The sequence below is a fragment of the Mesorhizobium sp. WSM1343 genome, from assembly GCF_055901535.1.
Map to the genome: position 1 here is coordinate 1,921,951 of NZ_CM148370.1, position 15,545 is coordinate 1,937,495.

General features: G+C 63.1%; 19 protein-coding genes and 1 tRNA gene. 9 read left to right on the forward strand and 11 right to left on the reverse strand.

What is annotated here, in order from left to right; translation table 11 throughout:
• The first annotated feature begins 132 nt into the window (after positions 1 to 132).
• From AC0NIL_RS09300 to AC0NIL_RS09310, 3 genes are all read left to right on the forward strand, one after another.
• Positions 133 to 1,107, forward strand: coding sequence for an adenosine deaminase (locus AC0NIL_RS09300; RefSeq protein ID WP_473572563.1), 975 nt, complete (start codon positions 133 to 135; stop codon positions 1,105 to 1,107).
• Positions 1,108 to 1,253: 146 nt separating this feature from the next.
• Positions 1,254 to 1,883, forward strand: coding sequence for a uracil phosphoribosyltransferase (upp, locus tag AC0NIL_RS09305; RefSeq protein ID WP_013529626.1), 630 nt, complete (start codon positions 1,254 to 1,256; stop codon positions 1,881 to 1,883).
• Positions 1,884 to 2,107: 224 nt separating this feature from the next.
• Complete coding sequence (locus AC0NIL_RS09310) at positions 2,108 to 2,671, forward strand: TIGR02281 family clan AA aspartic protease (RefSeq protein WP_024502797.1); 564 nt, start codon at positions 2,108 to 2,110, stop codon at positions 2,669 to 2,671.
• An 85-nt stretch (positions 2,672 to 2,756) separates the two neighbouring features.
• Here AC0NIL_RS09310 and deoA read toward each other — a convergent pair whose 3' ends face one another.
• Genes deoA through AC0NIL_RS09340 form a run of 6 tightly spaced genes read right to left on the reverse strand, consistent with a single transcriptional unit; the run spans position 2,757 to position 9,005 of the window.
• Positions 2,757 to 4,076, reverse strand: coding sequence for a thymidine phosphorylase (gene deoA / locus AC0NIL_RS09315; RefSeq protein ID WP_275954499.1), 1,320 nt, complete (start codon positions 4,074 to 4,076; stop codon positions 2,757 to 2,759).
• On the reverse strand, positions 4,076 to 4,885 hold the full coding sequence (locus AC0NIL_RS09320; RefSeq protein ID WP_337123644.1) for a purine-nucleoside phosphorylase: 810 nt from the start codon (positions 4,883 to 4,885) through the stop codon (positions 4,076 to 4,078). Before AC0NIL_RS09320 ends, deoA begins: the two co-directional genes overlap by 1 nt.
• Before the next feature lie 30 nt (positions 4,886 to 4,915).
• A complete protein-coding gene (gene cdd / locus AC0NIL_RS09325) occupies positions 4,916 to 5,308 on the reverse strand; it encodes a cytidine deaminase (protein ID WP_013529630.1) in 393 nt (130 codons plus the stop codon).
• Between the two features lie 55 nt (positions 5,309 to 5,363).
• Positions 5,364 to 6,335, reverse strand: coding sequence for an ABC transporter permease (locus AC0NIL_RS09330; protein WP_013529631.1), 972 nt, complete (start codon positions 6,333 to 6,335; stop codon positions 5,364 to 5,366).
• Position 6,336: 1 nt separating this feature from the next.
• Positions 6,337 to 7,476, reverse strand: coding sequence for an ABC transporter permease (locus AC0NIL_RS09335; RefSeq protein WP_024502793.1), 1,140 nt, complete (start codon positions 7,474 to 7,476; stop codon positions 6,337 to 6,339).
• A complete protein-coding gene (locus AC0NIL_RS09340) occupies positions 7,473 to 9,005 on the reverse strand; it encodes an ABC transporter ATP-binding protein (RefSeq protein WP_473572562.1) in 1,533 nt (510 codons plus the stop codon). The genes AC0NIL_RS09335 and AC0NIL_RS09340 overlap by 4 nt, the downstream gene beginning before the upstream one ends.
• Before the next feature lie 227 nt (positions 9,006 to 9,232).
• On the opposite strand from AC0NIL_RS09340, the gene AC0NIL_RS09345 reads away from it, so the two are divergent.
• Both AC0NIL_RS09345 and AC0NIL_RS09350 read left to right on the forward strand, forming a co-directional pair.
• A complete protein-coding gene (locus AC0NIL_RS09345) occupies positions 9,233 to 9,442 on the forward strand; it encodes a SlyX family protein (protein ID WP_473572561.1) in 210 nt (69 codons plus the stop codon).
• Between the two features lie 23 nt (positions 9,443 to 9,465).
• A complete protein-coding gene (locus AC0NIL_RS09350; protein ID WP_127368211.1) occupies positions 9,466 to 9,861 on the forward strand; it encodes a hypothetical protein in 396 nt (131 codons plus the stop codon).
• On the opposite strand, the gene AC0NIL_RS09355 is transcribed toward AC0NIL_RS09350, so the two are convergent.
• The 5 genes from AC0NIL_RS09355 to AC0NIL_RS09375 all read right to left on the reverse strand — a co-directional run bounded on the left by AC0NIL_RS09355 (position 9,856) and on the right by AC0NIL_RS09375 (position 13,662).
• Positions 9,856 to 10,317, reverse strand: coding sequence for a GNAT family N-acetyltransferase (locus AC0NIL_RS09355; protein ID WP_063168986.1), 462 nt, complete (start codon positions 10,315 to 10,317; stop codon positions 9,856 to 9,858). The genes AC0NIL_RS09350 and AC0NIL_RS09355 overlap by 6 nt on opposite strands.
• A gap of 114 nt (positions 10,318 to 10,431) precedes the next feature.
• Positions 10,432 to 11,421, reverse strand: coding sequence for a BMP family lipoprotein (locus AC0NIL_RS09360; RefSeq protein ID WP_024502791.1), 990 nt, complete (start codon positions 11,419 to 11,421; stop codon positions 10,432 to 10,434).
• A 208-nt stretch (positions 11,422 to 11,629) separates the two neighbouring features.
• The gene (gene msrA / locus AC0NIL_RS09365; RefSeq protein WP_473572560.1) at positions 11,630 to 12,295 is read right to left on the reverse strand and encodes a peptide-methionine (S)-S-oxide reductase MsrA; all 666 of its coding nucleotides are present in this window, start codon (positions 12,293 to 12,295) and stop codon (positions 11,630 to 11,632) included.
• Positions 12,296 to 12,327: 32 nt separating this feature from the next.
• Complete coding sequence (locus AC0NIL_RS09370) at positions 12,328 to 12,651, reverse strand: hypothetical protein (protein WP_473572559.1); 324 nt, start codon at positions 12,649 to 12,651, stop codon at positions 12,328 to 12,330.
• A 306-nt stretch (positions 12,652 to 12,957) separates the two neighbouring features.
• Positions 12,958 to 13,662 carry a hypothetical protein gene (locus tag AC0NIL_RS09375; RefSeq protein ID WP_473572558.1) on the reverse strand — a complete coding sequence of 235 codons (705 nt, stop codon included), beginning with the start codon at positions 13,660 to 13,662 and terminating at the stop codon, positions 12,958 to 12,960.
• Between the two features lie 351 nt (positions 13,663 to 14,013).
• Between AC0NIL_RS09375 and AC0NIL_RS09380 the strand changes: the two genes are divergently transcribed.
• The 4 genes from AC0NIL_RS09380 (at position 14,014) to AC0NIL_RS09395 (ending at position 15,543) form a co-directional block, all read left to right on the forward strand.
• Positions 14,014 to 14,103, forward strand: a tRNA-Ser gene (locus AC0NIL_RS09380).
• A gap of 113 nt (positions 14,104 to 14,216) precedes the next feature.
• Positions 14,217 to 14,441, forward strand: coding sequence for an alkylphosphonate utilization protein (locus tag AC0NIL_RS09385; RefSeq protein ID WP_013529641.1), 225 nt, complete (start codon positions 14,217 to 14,219; stop codon positions 14,439 to 14,441).
• Between the two features lie 258 nt (positions 14,442 to 14,699).
• Positions 14,700 to 15,002: a DUF982 domain-containing protein gene (locus AC0NIL_RS09390; RefSeq protein WP_013529642.1), complete on the forward strand. Its 303-nt coding sequence runs from the start codon at positions 14,700 to 14,702 to the stop codon at positions 15,000 to 15,002.
• 451 nt (positions 15,003 to 15,453) lie between these two features.
• The gene (locus AC0NIL_RS09395; RefSeq protein WP_032808122.1) at positions 15,454 to 15,543 is read left to right on the forward strand and encodes a K(+)-transporting ATPase subunit F; all 90 of its coding nucleotides are present in this window, start codon (positions 15,454 to 15,456) and stop codon (positions 15,541 to 15,543) included.
• The last annotated feature ends 2 nt before the right edge of the window (positions 15,544 to 15,545 follow it).

The window sequence follows — 15,545 nt, forward strand, 5'->3', positions numbered from 1 at the left end:
TTTTGATCCGTCATAAAACCGGCGGGACCATAGCCGATCGATGGTGCGGGCGCTATTGTTTAAGGCGCGGTGTTCAGCCGCGCTTCCAGGTGGCGGGTTTTCGAGACCTGGACGGACCGACGGGATGATTGAATGCCTTTGAAAGCGGAACTGCACTGCCACATCGAAGGGGCAGCGGCGCCCGAACTCGTCATCCGCCAGGCGCAGAAATACGGCAAGGACACCTCGCCCTATATCCAGAACGGGTCCTTCGTCTGGCACGATTTCACCTCCTTCCTGGCGGCTTATGATTTTTCCGCCGATCTGTTCCGGACCGAGGAGGACTATGCGCGGCTGGCCGACCACTATCTGACCAGCCTTGCCCGCGATGGCGCCATCTATTCCGAGGTGTTCACCTCGCCGGACCACGCTAAAAAAGCCGGCCTGTCGCCCAAGGCCTATACCGACGCGCTCGGCGAAGGCATGGCCCGCGCCAAGGCCAAGACCGGCATCGAGGGCCGCATGATCGTCACCGGCGTGCGCCATGTCGGCGTCGAGTCGATCGAGCAGGCGGCGCGCTTCGCGGCGCGCTGCGGGCATCCGCTGGTCACCGGTTTCGGCGTTGCCGGCGATGAGCGGATCGGTGATATGGAGGACTATGTCAGGGCTTTCGAGATCGCTCGCGAAGCCGGGCTCGGCATCACCATCCATGCCGGCGAACTGACGGGCTGGGAGACCGTCCAGGCGGCGCTGGATCACATCCGTCCGTCCCGCATCGGCCATGGCGTGCGCGCCATCGAGAACCTGGACCTCGTCCGGCGCATCGCCGACGAGGGCATCGTGCTGGAATGCTGCCCCGGTTCCAACATCGCGCTCAAGGTGTTCGACAGTTTCGCCGATCATCCGTTTCCGGCCCTGCAGGCGGCAGGCTGCAAGGTGACGCTCAATTCCGACGATCCGCCCTATTTCTGGACCTCGCTCAAGCGTGAATACGATATGGCTGCCGAGCATTTCTCGATGAACGACAAGGCGCTGACCGCCGTCACCAGAACGGCCATCGAGGCCGCTTTCGTCGATAGAAAGACAAAGACGGCACTTCTTGCCCGGTTGAACAGCGCGGCACGCTGATTTCCGCCGACAAAGCTGTGGTCGGTGCGGGCCAAGCGGTTCCTTGGCCGGCGTATTGCCGCTAGGGTTCGCCCAGGCAGCTTGAAGCGCGGCGCGTCCGAAAGGGCGATGCGCGCATTTTCGGGCGCAGGCATCAGGAGAACACCATGCAGGGCGTCACCGTCGTCGACCACCCGCTTGTCCAGCACAAGCTGACCATCATGCGCAAGAAGGAAACCTCGACGGCGGGCTTCCGCCGGCTGCTGCGCGAAATCTCGCTGCTGCTCGGCTACGAGGTCACCCGCAATCTCGAACTGACGACGACGACCATCGAAACGCCGATGGAAACGATGGAAGCGCCGACGCTTGAGGGCAAGAAACTGGTCTTTGCCTCGGTGCTGCGCGCCGGCAACGGCTTGCTGGAAGGCCTGCTCGACCTGGTACCGGCGGCGCGCGTCGCCCATGTCGGTCTCTACCGCGATCACGAAACGCTGGAGGCGGTCGAATATTTCTTCAAGGCGCCGAGCGACCTCGCCGACCGGCTGGTGATCGTTGTCGATCCGATGCTGGCCACCGCCAATTCGGCGATCGCGGCGATCGACAAGCTGAAAGAGCGCGGCGCCACCAACATCCGTTTCCTTTGCCTGCTGGCGGCGCCCGAAGGCATCGAGCGCTTCATCAAGGCGCATCCGGACGTTCCCGTCTTCACCGCTTCGATCGACCGCCAGCTCAACGAGAAGGGCTACATCATGCCCGGCCTCGGCGACGCCGGCGACCGCATGTACGGGACCAAGTAATATCAGACCAAGTCGCCTGGTACGATTTACCAAATATTTACGCAAAGGCGCGGTTTTGGCGCGCGTTAAAGCGGCAAACACCATCCGGGCTTAACGATCGGCTGTCACTACAGCGCCGCGCGTCCGTTTCGGACGCGCAAAGGACGCTGTAGCACTTTGATTTTGTGCATGAGCCTTTCGGAAAATCGTTCCCGATTTTCGGGGTCATGCGGCGAGGCCGATCCATGCTGCGCAAACTTCTGATCCTCGCCGTTTTCGCCGGTACATCGGCATCGATACCGATTGTGTATCAGTCGAATCCGCAACTCGTCGAAAACCTGCTGAGGTCGGCGGTGCCGGGCAAACAAGCGGTCGAAGCCCAGCCGAACGTCAACCTGGCATCGGTGCCCAACAAGCCCGCGGCACCGCTGCCGATGGGCCGCAAGGTCCTCGTCGCGGCAGACGAACGCGGGCATTTCTCGTCACCCTTCAAGCTCAACGGACGTCAGGTCGACGGCATGATCGACACCGGCGCTACATTGGTCGCCATCAACATTTCGACGGCGCGCAGGATCGGCCTGTCGCTGAACGCTTCCGACTTCAACCGCGAGGTCAACACCGCCAACGGCACCATCAAGGCGGCCGTGGCCATGATCGACCGCCTGCAGATCGGCAGCATCACCGTCAATGACGTCCAGACCATCGTGCTCGACGACAGGGCGCTGCGCACCAATCTGATCGGCATGAGCTTCCTCAACCGGCTCGACAAATACCAGGTCGAGAACGGCACGCTGCTGCTCGTCCAGTAAGGCTATTCGGTTTCCAATTTCCCAAGGGAAAGCGCTATGCGCTTTTTCCCGGGGAGAACCGTTTCACACTTTTCCTGGAATTGCTCTAGCCGCGCGGCAGAATCCGCCGGATGACCGACTTGTCGGCGGGCGGCTTCGAGGCGCCGACCATATAGGCCGAAAGCACGGTTGCCGCGGCGGCCTCGGCATCGGCCGATGAGCGGGCATGGATCAGCGCCAGCGGCTCGCCGATCCCAACCTCCGCACCGACCGGCAATAGTCTGGTGATGCCGACCGCAGGGTCGATCTGGTCGTCCGGCCGCGTGCGTCCACCTCCCAGGCCGACCACGGCGAGCCCGATATCGCGGGTGGCGATGCCGGTGACGAAGCCATTTGCGGTCGCCTTGACGGCAAGTTCGATCGCCGCCGCAGGCAGATATTTTTCCGGTTTCTCGATGAAATCGGCGGGGCCGCCAAGCGCGGCCACCATGCGTGCGAAAGTGGCGGCGGCGCGGCCGCTGGCGAGCGTCTCGGTGGCGCGCCGCATGCCATCCTGGTTGGACGACACCAGCCCGGCCGACTGCAGCATTTCGGCGGCCAGCGCCAGCGTCACATCTTCGAGCCGACGGTCACGATACCGGCCGGTGAGGAAATCGACGGCGTTGCGCACCTCGACTGCGTTGCCGGCGGCCGACGCCAGCGGCTCGTTCATGCCGGTGATCAACGCCGAGGCCTTCAGTCCGGCGCCGTTGGCGATCTCAACCAGGCTGTTGGCGAGTGCGGTGGCGTCGCGCGATTTTTCCATGAAGGCGCCGTTGCCGACCTTGACGTCGAGCACCAGCGATTGCAGCCCGGCCGCCAGCTTCTTCGACAGGATCGAAGCGGTGATCAGCGGCACCGATTCGACCGTGCCGGAGACGTCGCGGATCGCATAGAGTCGTCGATCGGCGGGCGCGAGGTCGGCGGTCTGGCCGATGATGGCACAGCCTGTTTCGAGCACCGCCTTGCGAAACAGCGCGACATCGGGCTGGCTGATGTAGCCCGGGATGGCATCCATCTTGTCCAGCGTACCGCCGGTGTGGCCAAGGCCACGGCCCGAGATCATCGGCACATAGGCGCCGCAGGCGGCGACGATCGGCGCCAGCATCAGCGAGACATTGTCACCGACGCCGCCGGTCGAATGCTTGTCGGTGACCGGGCCAGGCAGGTCCGACCAGTCGAGCACATCGCCGGAATCGCGCATCGCCAGCGTCAGCGCCACGGCCTCGTCGCGGTTCATGCCGTTGAAGAACACCGCCATGGCGAAGGCGCCGGCCTGGCCGTCGGTAACGGCGCCTGACGTCACGCCCGCGACGAAGCCGGCGATCTCTTCCTCCGACAGCCTGAGGCCATCGCGCTTGCGGCGGATGATTTCCTGGGGAAGCATCAGATCTCCAGCAGTCCGTCGCGGAACACGCGCTGCAGGATCGTCGCCAGCCGCGCGCCGCCGACCGGCGCCATGTCCTTGGTCTCCTGGTGCGAAAGCTCGGCCCCGGTCATGCCGGCCGCCAGATTGGTGATGACCGAACAGGCGGCGACGCGCAGTCCGAGGAAGCGGGCGAGAATGACCTCCGGTACGGTCGACATGCCGACCGCATTGGCGCCCATGATGCGCGCCATGCGGATTTCGGCCGGCGTTTCGAAGCATGGGCCGGAGAACCACATATAGACGCCCTTGTGCAGGGTGGTGCCGGTCGCTTTTGCCGCCCGTTCGATGGCCTGGCGGATGCCGGCATCATAGGCTTCGGTCAGGCCGACGAAACGCCGGTCGCTTGGTTCGCCGATCAGCGGGTTGGTGCCCGAGAAATTGATGTGGTCCGATATCAGCATCACCGAGCCCGGCGGCATGTCCGGATCGACCGAGCCGGCGGCATTGGTGAGGATCAGTTTCGTGATGCCGATGCCGGCAAGCACTTCCAGCACCGGCCGCATCGCCGCGGCGTTGCCGTGCTCATAGTAATGGGCACGGCCCGACAGCAGCAGCACCGGCACGCCGGCAAACAGCCCTGCCACCACTTCGCCGGCGTGCCCGGTGACACCGCTTCTGGGAAAGCCGGGCAGGTCTGCATAGGAGATGCGGATCGGGTCCTCGATCTGGTCGACCAGACCGCCGAGGCCCGAGCCGAGCACCAGTGCCGTGGCCGGCGCCAGGCCGTCCAGCTTTTCGACGAGATGATCCAGGGCTTTTTCCGTCATCGTTGCCAGCTGTTCATTTGAGCCTGTTGCTCATTTCAAAATATCGCCGCGGAAGCCGTAAGGCAGCATGTCGCCCATGGTCACGGTTTCGGCCACACCCGCATTGTCGCAGAGATAGAGCTTTGTTTCCGGCCGGCAGAATTCGGCAAGCCGCTGGCGGCAGCCGCCGCAAGGCGAGCATTTGGCCATGCGTTCGGCAAGCACGGCGATTTCCACGATCTTGCCGCCGCCGCCCATGATGTAGTGGCCGAGCGCCGTGGTCTCGGCGCACCAGCCTTCCGGATAGGAGGCGACTTCGATGTTGGCGCCGGTAAAGACGCGACCGTCCTCGGTGCGCAGGGCAGCGCCGACCGGAAACTTAGAATAGGGCGCGTAGGCCTTGGCCATGGCGGCCTTGGCGGCCTCGAACAGATCATGCGACATTCAGCGTTCTCTCCGATGATCGTGTTCAAAACCCGGCGCAAAGCCGACCCGTCGCTCAACGTTCCTTGACGTAAGGCACGCCGCCGGCGCGTGGCGGGATGGCCTTGCCGATGAAGCCGGCGAGCAGGATGACGGTGAGGATGTAGGGCAACGCCTGCATGAACTGCGCCGGCACCTTGCCGATGATGGGCAGCGGGGATCCTTGCAGGCGGATCGACGCAGCGTCCAGGAAGCCAAACAGCAGGCAGGCGAACATGGCGTTGACCGGCTTCCACTTGGCGAAGATCAAGGCTGCCAGCGCGATATAGCCCTTGCCGGCAGTCATGTCCTTCACGAAGCCGCCATTTTGCACCATCGACAGGTAGGCGCCGGCAATGCCGGTGAGGATGCCGGTGCAGATCAGCGCCCGGTAGCGCAGCCAGGCGACCGAGATGCCGGCGGTGTCGACGGCGGCCGGGTTCTCGCCGACGGCGCGAAGGCGCAGGCCGAAGCGGGTGCGAAACAGCACCCACCAGGTGAACGGCACCATCAGGAAGGCAAGATAGACCAGGATCGAGTGGCCCGACAGGAGTTCGGCATAGATCGGTCCGATGATCGGCACGTCGCGGATGGCCTCGGCGCCCGGCAAGGTGATGGCCTCGAAGCGCTCGCCCGGTTGCAGCGCCGGCGTGCGCCCGCCCTGCTGGAACCAGGCCTGGCCGAGGATGATGGTCGAGCCGGCGGCGATGAAATTGATCGCCACGCCGGAGACGATCTGGTTGCCGCGATGAGTGATCGAGGCAAAGCCGTGGATCATGGCGAAGGCGACCGAGATCACGACCGCCATGCCGAGGCCGAGAAAGGCCGAATGGAACACGGAAGCTGCGGCCGCTCCGGCGAAGGCGCCGACAAGCATCTTGCCTTCGAGGCCGATGTCGAAGATGCCGGCGCGTTCCGAATAGAGCCCGGCGAGGCAGGCAAGCAGCAGCGGCACCGAGAGGCGGATGGTGGAGTCCAGTGTCTGGATGATCGCGTTGAACACATCCATCTCAGGCACCTTTCCCCTTGACCGCTTCCATGCCGACCGATCGCGGACTGAACGAGGCAAACAGCGCCTGGATGTAGGGCCGGAACATGTGCTCGAGGGCACCGGCAAACAGGATCACCAGGCCTTGAATGATGACGATCATGTCGCGGCTGATTGCCGGCATCTCGAAGGCGAGTTCGGCGCCGCCCTGGTAGAGCATGCCGAACAGGACCGCCGCCAATACGATGCCGACAGGGTGCAGGCGGCCCATCAGCGCCACGGCGATGCCGACGAAGCCGGCGCCGGAAACGAAGTCGATGGCGACATTGTGCTGATCGCCCATCACCGGATTGAGCGCCATCATGCCGGCCAACGCGCCCGAGATCATCATGGCGGTGATGATGATGCGGGTTTCGGAAATGCCGGCATAGCGTGCCGCCTTCGGGCTGTGACCGTAGGTGCGCATCTCATAGCCGAGCTTGGTGCGCCAGATCAGCAGCCAGACCAGGAAGGCCATGACCAGCGCCAGCAGGAAGGTGACGTTGAGCGGCGCCGAACGGATCTTGGCGCCGAACAGCTCGATGATCCAGTTGAGTTTGGGCAGTTCCGCGCCGGCGAGGAAGTTGCGCGTCTGCGGCGCTTGCGAGGCGGCTGGCTTCAACGGGCCGACCAGCAGGTAAACCATGATCGAGGCGGCGATGAAGTTGAACATGATGGTGGTGATGACGATGTGCGAGCCACGCTTGGCCTGCAGATAGGCCGGGATAAGCGCCCACAATGCGCCCACCGCCGCTGCCGCAATGATCGCCAGCGGGAAGGTCAGCCACCATGGCAGTGTGCTGTCGAAGCTCAGGCAGACGATGGCGATGCCAAGGCCGGCGATGTAGGCCTGCCCCTCGGTGCCGATGTTGAACAGGCCGCAATGCGCGGCCACCGCCACCGAAAGCCCGGTGAAGATGAAGGTGGTGGCATAAAACAGGGTGAAGGCGATGCCAGTGCCTTTGCCGAAGGCGCCTTCGACCAGGATGACGGCGGCGCGCAACGGATTCTCGCCGACCAGAAGCACGACGAAGCCGGCGACGACGAAGGCGACGAACAGATTGATCAGCGGGATCAGGCCATAGTCGGCCCAGGCCGGCAGTTTGGCGTAAGGCGTGCTCAAAGTGCTGCCTCCTGGTGCTCGATGCCGGCCATCAGCAGGCCGAGCTCGCCCTCGGTCGCTTCCGGACCGCGCTCGCCGACGATGCGGCCGGCAAACATCACCAGGATACGGTCGGACAGCGAACGGATCTCGTCCAGCTCGACCGACACCACCAGCACCGCCTTGCCCTGGTCGCGCATGGCGATCAGGCGCTTGTGGATGAACTCGATGGCGCCGACATCGACGCCGCGTGTCGGCTGGCCGACGATCAGCACGCCCGGGTCCTGTTCCATCTCCCGTGCCAGCACGATCTTCTGCTGGTTGCCGCCGGAGAAATTGGCGGTCTTCAGCCGGCAGTCGGCCGGGCGGATGTCGTATTTGGCGATCTTGTCCCTGGCATCGTTGCGGATGGCATCGATGTTGAGGAACGGCCCTTTCAAATAGCGGGGATCATCGTGATAGCCGAGGATCGAATTCTCGTTCTCCTCGAAGGCCAGCACCAGCCCGACGTGATGGCGGTCCTCCGGCACATGCGCCAGGCCACGGTCGCGCAACTCTCCGGGGTCGGCGGCACCGGTCAGGTCGATCGGCTTGCCATCCAGCATGACCGAGCCGGAAACGGCACGCCTGATGCCGGAAATCGCCTCGAGCAGTTCGGATTGTCCGTTGCCGGCGACACCGGCGATGCCGACGATCTCGCCGGCCCTGATATCGAAGGAGATGTCGTCGACCATGGTGACGCCGCGCGTATCCCTGACCGTCAGGTTCTTGACTGCGAGCTTGACGGCGCCGGCCTCTGCCTCGCCCTTCTCGACCCGCAAGAGCACGCGCCGGCCGACCATCAGCTCGGCCAGTTCCTCGACAGTCGTTTTCCTGGTCTCGCGCGTCGCCACCATCGTGCCCTGGCGCATGACCGACACCGTGTCGGTGATGGCCATGATCTCGCGCAGTTTGTGGGTGATCAGCACCACCGTCTTGCCCTGGTCCTTCAACTGCCGAAGGATGCGGAACAGATGGTCGGCCTCGGCCGGCGTCAAAACGCCCGTCGGTTCGTCGAGGATCAGGATCTCGGCGCCGCGATAGAGCGCCTTCAGGATCTCGACACGCTGCTGCAGGCCGACCGGCAGTTCCTCGATGATTGCATCGGGATCGACTTCCAGCCCGTATTCACGCTCCAGCCGCTCCAGTTCGGAGCGCGCCTTGGCGATGCTCTTCTTCAAGAGCGCATCGCTTTCGGCGCCGAGGATGACGTTCTCCAGCACCGTGAAATTGTCGACCAGCATGAAGTGCTGGTGCACCATGCCGATGCCGAGCGCGATGGCGTCATTGGGGGTCTTGATCGAAGCCGGCTGGCCGCCAACGCGGATCTCGCCGCTGTCGGCCTGGTAGAAGCCGTAGAGGATCGACATCAGCGTCGACTTGCCAGCGCCGTTCTCGCCGACAATGCCGTGGATCGTGCCGCGACCGATCTCAAGATTGATGTCCCGGTTGGCGCGCACCGCACCAAAACTCTTGTTGATGCCGATCAACTCGATTGCGGCTTGCGCCATGCAGCCTGTCCCACTCTTATTTTTTTATCGCTTGGTCAAAACGCCTAGCATGACGCTCCGCCCGTGCCAATTGGCGGAGCAGGTTCACTCTCGACAAATCCCGGTGCGCTTGTCAATTTGCAACGTGGCCGGGGCCTTCACATTCGCTAGTATGACGGAGCCGAAATTCGCATTGCGGCGCAAGACATCGCGGCGCAAGACATCGCGGTGAAGACTGGGGAATTCACATGACCATGCCCGCCGACCGGCTGACGACGCTGGAAATCCGCGCCGCCGAGCAGGAGAAGACCATCGAGGAACTGTCCGGCCAGATCGCCGAGCAGTGGAAAGTGATCGAGCGCATGCAGCGCAAGCTCGACGCGCTGACGGATCGCTTTCTGGCGCTGGAGGAGCAGACGGGAGATGAAGTGCCTGTAACCAAGCCGCCGCACTGGTGAGGAAAAAGGGAAGGGCGCACGCCATGGCCAGTGAAAGCGATCGCATTGCACGGGCCAGCGACTATGTGCGTGGCCTGATGAACGATGCGGAGCGCGAACGGGCCGAACGTGATCTGGAGATCGACCCGGCCTTCCGCGACGAGGTCGTGCGACTTGCCGAGCGCATGCACGTCTTCGACCGTGCCGAACCGGGGGATGGCGAAGAGCGCTGGAAGCAGATCACGCAGCGCATTGGCGACCTGCCGCAGATGCGTAGTTCTGGCCTGAGCGACGCCAGGCCGCCAACCGTGATCCGAAGCCTGTCGCAGCGGCCATACGGCGTCGGCGTGCACGCGCTGGGCGGCCGGCGTGGATTTGTGGTTGCCGCCGGACTGATGGTGGCGTTCGCGCTCGGTTGTCTCGTCGCGAAGCTGCTATAGGCGAGGCCGGCGAGACATCAGAGCCATCGTCTCGCCGTCCGAACGGCATATCTCAACGGTGTTCCAGCCGAGGGCCGCGTAGAAACCACGCGCATCCCATGTGTAGAGATAGAGCATCTCGACGCCCCGTGACGCCGCATGGGCTTCCGTTGCCTTGACCAGCGCGGTGGCGATGCCTCGGCGTCGATACCTTGCATCGACAACCAACCCGGCCAGCCATGGCGTCAGATCATGCGCGGGCTCCAGTTCGTGGCGGACCAGCAGGCATGTCCCGACCGGGGTGTCGCCGATCCGGGCCACGAATGCCGCCTCGAAACCGTCACCGGCGATCAAGTCGCGAAGCCCTGCCGCATCTTCCCCGAGAGTCCTTCCGGTTCCCTCGAAAAAGGCAGACAGGCGCAGTTGCGCGACCGCTGCTACGTCGTGCTCGCCCATGGGTCCGATCGTCGGCTGCATCTGTATCTCGAAACGGTGTCCGGCACGGAGCGAAGGTTTCGCTCGATCCGGTAAGGCAAAACCGCCGGGCTGGCGCCCGGCGGTTTGCAGATCATGGCTGTGTGTTCGTGCCGCTCAATAGGGGCAGGCGTTGTCAGTCGTATAGTCGTGTACTTCGACCTTGCCGGCAATGATGTCGGCCTTGGCTTTTTCGACGGCCGCCTTCATCTCGTCCGTCACCAGCGCCTTGTTGTTGTCGTCCATGGCGTAGTCGACGCCGCCTTCCTTGAGGCCGAGATTCTCGACGCCGCCCTTGAAGGTGCCGTTCTTGCCGTCCATGAAGGCGGTGTAGACGGCGACGTCGACGCGCTTCAGCATCGAGGTCAGCACCTTGCCGGGCTGCAGGCCGTTCTGGTTGGAATCGACGCCGATGCCGAGCTTGCCGGCATCTGCCGCCGCCTGCAGCACGCCGACGCCGGTACCGCCTGCCGCGGCGTAGACCACGTCGGAGCCCTGGTCGATCTGCGTCTTGGCGATCTCGCCGCCCTTGGCCGGATCGTTCCAGGCAGCCGGCGTGTCACCCGTCATGTTCTGGATGACATCGGTCGCGCCGGCCGATTTGGCACCGCCGACATAGCCGCATTCGAACTTGCGGATCAGCGGGATGTCCATGCCGCCGACGAAGGAGACCTTCTTCGACTTCGAGGCCATCGCCGCCATGATGCCGACGAGATAGGAGCCTTCGTTTTCCTTGAATACCAGCGAGCGGACATTGGGCATGTCGACGGCGTCGTCGATGATGGCGAAGTTGAGATCGGGATATTCGGCCGCGACCTTCTTCAGCGCATCCTCCCAGGCGAAGCCGGCCATGACGATCGGGTTGTGGCCGTCCTCGGCGAAGCGGCGCAGCGCCTGCTCACGCTGCGAGGCGTTGGAGACCTCGAATTCGACGTAGGCCGTGCCGGTTTCCGTCTTGAATTTCTCGGCGCCGTGATAGGCAGCCTCGTTGAAGGATTTATCGAATTTGCCGCCGAGATCATAGAGGATGGCCGGCTGGACATCCGCGGCGAAAGCCGGAAGAACCATTGCGGTTGCGGCCAGGAGGCCGAGAACGATACGTTTCATGTGATCCACACCCTGTCGGTTATTTTTTCCGTTACGCACCGCATGCCGGCCCGGTTCTCCGGCAGGCATGCGACGTCAGCCAGGAGTGTATTCCCTCCCGCTCGGCGGCAATCTGGCATGGCCCGAAACAAAATTCACGCGGAATTTTGACCTTTTGGAAAAGCTTGGTGCGGGCAAGCCGCACCGCAGCTTGTCCTTGCGCCAAGTGTCAGGCGGAGGCGGCGGCAGGGATGGCGCAAGCGACACCGGTGCCTTTGAGATTGCACGTGCCGTAAGGGTTCTTTGCCAGATATTGCTGGTGATCGGCTTCGGCGAAGTAGAATTCGGCCGCCGGGGCGATCTCGGTGGTGATCCTGCCGTGGCCGGCACCGCGCAGCGAGGTCTCATACGCATCGCGCGAGGCGCTCGCCGCCAACAGTTGCGCCTCGTCGCTCGTGTAGATCGCGGAGCGATAGGCGGTGCCGACATCATTGCCCTGGCGCATGCCCTGCGTGGGATCGTGGCTTTCCCAGAACAGCTTCAGAAGCCCAGCATAGGAGACGATCCCGGGGTCATGGACCACCAGCACCGCTTCGGCATGACCGGTTAGCCCGGTGCAGGTCTCCTGATAGGTCGGATTGGGCGTCAAGCCGCCGGCATAGCCGGCCGCGGTGACCCAGACGCCTTCGACCTGCCAGAACAGCCGCTCCGCAGCCCAGAAGCAGCCGAGCCCGAACATGGCCGTCTCCAGCCCCTCGGGATAAGGACCCTTGAGCGGTCTTTTCAAGACCTTGTGCCTGGATGCGGTCGGGATCGCCCTGGCGCGGCCCGGCAGGGCCTCGGAGGGCTTCGGCAGATTGAGCTTCTTGTTCAGCATGTCGCTGAGAAAGAACATGCGCGGGTTTCCCTCTCTTCGCGGAAAGCGGATCAGTTTGCGACGAACTGTCCGGCGCGACGTTGCCGCCTGTAGCCTATCGCATAGAGCAGGAAAGCCAGCATCGCGAACACGGCGAAGCCCGGCTGGTTCAGCACCCAGGCGATGGCGCCATCCCACAGCAGCGGGCTGGTCTTGGTTCGGATGAAGGTCTCGAAGGCGGCCCGCGTGTCGGGCGAGACCGCCAGCCAACTGCTGTTGAGCGGGGTCAGCACCAGCACGGAGGCCGCCACTGTGCGTGTCGCGTCGAGCACCGCCATGATGACGGAAATCGACAGCGCGATCATTGCAGCAAGACGAAAGACGAAGCGAAACATCGGAACCCTCCTCCGGGCTGGTCCTCTGCCGAGGGGCTTTTCAGAGATAGAATGCGCATGGCTGGATCGCAATCGCCATACGCGAATTTCCAGACTCCAAACTCAGGTCAACGGAGGGCCGGACGACAGTCGGTCGGGTCGCTTTTCATTGACATGTGAGGGCAGCTATGCTAATAATTTCGGTATGGCGTTGACTTGCGCCGATGACCCGCCGCACAGGCGGGTTTTTGCGTTTGGTGGCCGCAAACCGACGTGCCGGCGAAGTCTTCAAAGACCGTGTGAACCCGGATTTGTTGCCCGCGCGAATTATGCGGCCGGCTTCCTTTTGTGCCGGTGGACACGCCAGACAGCAAAAACGCCGCCGCCGATGGCGCCGATCACCAGACCGGCCAGGCCGGTGAACACGGCGAAATAGCCGCAGGCGCCCTCGAAACAGCTCATCTCGGTGGCATCGGCGATCACCGAGCCGATGGCGAATCCGCCCACGGCGCCGATGACCGCGCCCAGGACGATGCCGAGCAGCGCGGCGATGACCGAGACGAAGGCCGATGGGCTCTCGGTTTTCGGATTGACATAAACGGCATCGGCTTCGGATCCATGGCGCAACAGATAGATGCAGAGCGCGCCGATGGCGATTTCGGCGCCGGTGATGACAAGCGCCTGGCCCGAGAAGACGAATCCCGGCACCGTAGGGGCATAGGCATGGATGACCAGCAGCCCGGCGATTATGGCAATCTGCCAGATCGTGAACTGGCGCGGGAAGCGGGCCGAGCGGCCGAAGGCGAGGCCGAGCAGGTAAAGCCCCCACAGGATGGTGACGATGTCGACGACGAGCCCGCCATAGATAAGGTAAAGCACGCTGTCTGGCAGGCCGGTGGCGCCGACCGCGGGCCAGACGGAGATCAGGCCGTAGACCGACCACGCCATGACGAAGACAAGCCAGCCCACCGGCACGAAGGACAGCCCGCTGTCCGGCCGCCCGACTGGCGTCTGTCCATTGCTCGATGTCATGTCCGCACAATGCCCCCGCAAAGCCTCGGCACCCGACAGGCAACTCCGGGGGAAGTCAAGGGCGGGGTCCTGCCTGTGCACACCATTGCAGCGGCGGCGGCCGCAAAAACGGGCATGCCGGCGGCCTCGTGAAAGACTGTGTGGCCGGCAAAGCGAATAGACTGCCGTTATGGCTTGGCATTCGCCGTCGGATCGACTAGATGAGCCCCGCGCCTGTTGCTTCGACGGCTCAGGTGCAGGGGAAGGCGTTTGCTGGTTGGCGACGCCGATGGCGAAAGTTCCGTCTTGCCCCAAGGGAGGTGCATCTCCCCAACCCGCGCGGCAAAACCGGCCGACGCGACATGCATGGACGGAGAGGTGGCCGAGTGGTTGAAGGCGCACGCCTGGAAAGTGTGTTTACGGGAGACCGTAACGCGGGTTCGAATCCCGCTCTCTCCGCCATTCCTGCTTCGCTCTACGAGCTTCGCAGGACAAGCCCGAGCCTTTGCGCGAAGCAGGGCGGTAAACATCCCGCCGCGCTCTGCCCTTGAAACCTGCCAATCACAGGAGATGGCATGCCGAACGATGTAATCGTGCGCGACAGCAATGGCGCTCAATTGAATGACGGCGATTCCGTCACGCTGATCAAGGACCTCAAAGTCAAAGGCACTTCGGAAACGATCAAGCGCGGCACGTTGGTGAAGGCTATCCGCCTGAACGGCAATCCCGGCGAGATCGAATGCAACACCAAGCAAGTGAAAGGCCTGGTGCTCAAGACCGAGTTCGTGAAGAAGGCGTGAGCCTCAGGGCGGCAAGCGATCTCGATGGCTCCTTCGGGATTTTGGAGAGCCTGCCGTCGCCAAGTGGAAGCGGAGCCGTTGAGCGTCCGGCACACGATCGTTGCGCTGCGAAATTGATAATTTCGCCGACCAGGCACAATCAAAAACCGCCAAGACCCAAGCTTGGAACCTCCGGCCTCATTGCGCGTTTCAGGGCGTCCCGTTCGCGGACCCGCCGGATATCTCTCCAAGCGCGCAAAAAAACCAGGAGCCCGCTTCATGCACGACAAGCTGTTTCATTCCCCGGTCGCACTCTCGGTCGGCCTTGGCTTCAAACGCGAGATTGCGTCGCTGGCCGAAATGCACGACTTCCTCACCAATTGGACGACCTCCCGCCGCGGCCCGCTCTACCGCAACGCGGTGGAAGCATGTGAACTCGCCATCCCAGGCTATGTGACCATCGAGCAGGCCCGCCACGCGCTCGTCCAGTTTGCGCAAGCTTCTTGTATCCTGTGGCCGGACCTCGAGCCGGTGGCGGGCGTGCACGCCGTTGCGCGTGGCTATGGCGGCTACGCCGCCTGAAGATCGATACCCTCCGTGGCGACTTAAGCCACACCACCATAGAAGGCCCGGCTGGCCCCAGCCGGGCTTTCCCGTTTCCGGCAGCTCGCAAGCAAATCGCAATCCTGTGGCTGGCCGCCTGCCTTGCGCGACAATCCCCTGCGTGGAGTGTTGGGAAGAGTCCGCGCAAAAATCTTTATGAAATTCCTCTTTCTTTCCACTGCGCCCCGTCTCGAACCTTTATGGCGATCGGGTCCATATTCCCTTCAGAAAACACATTCGGTTTCGTCGCCAAAGATGCGACGGGAAAATTTCGAGATATTGCGAAATCTCCTGTCAAATTCGCAAAGTACAAAAGAACAAAAGGAATAACACAATGGATATATCCGTTATCGGGATCGGAATTTTGTTCTTCACCCTTTGTTTCGCCTACATCAAAGCTTGCGACGCGCTCTAGAGCGAGGCTGAGAAAATGATCGTCGACTATATTCTCGGTGGCGGCGTGACGCTGTTCCTGCTCGCCTACCTGACCTACGCGCTCGTTCGTCCAGAACGCTTCTGAAG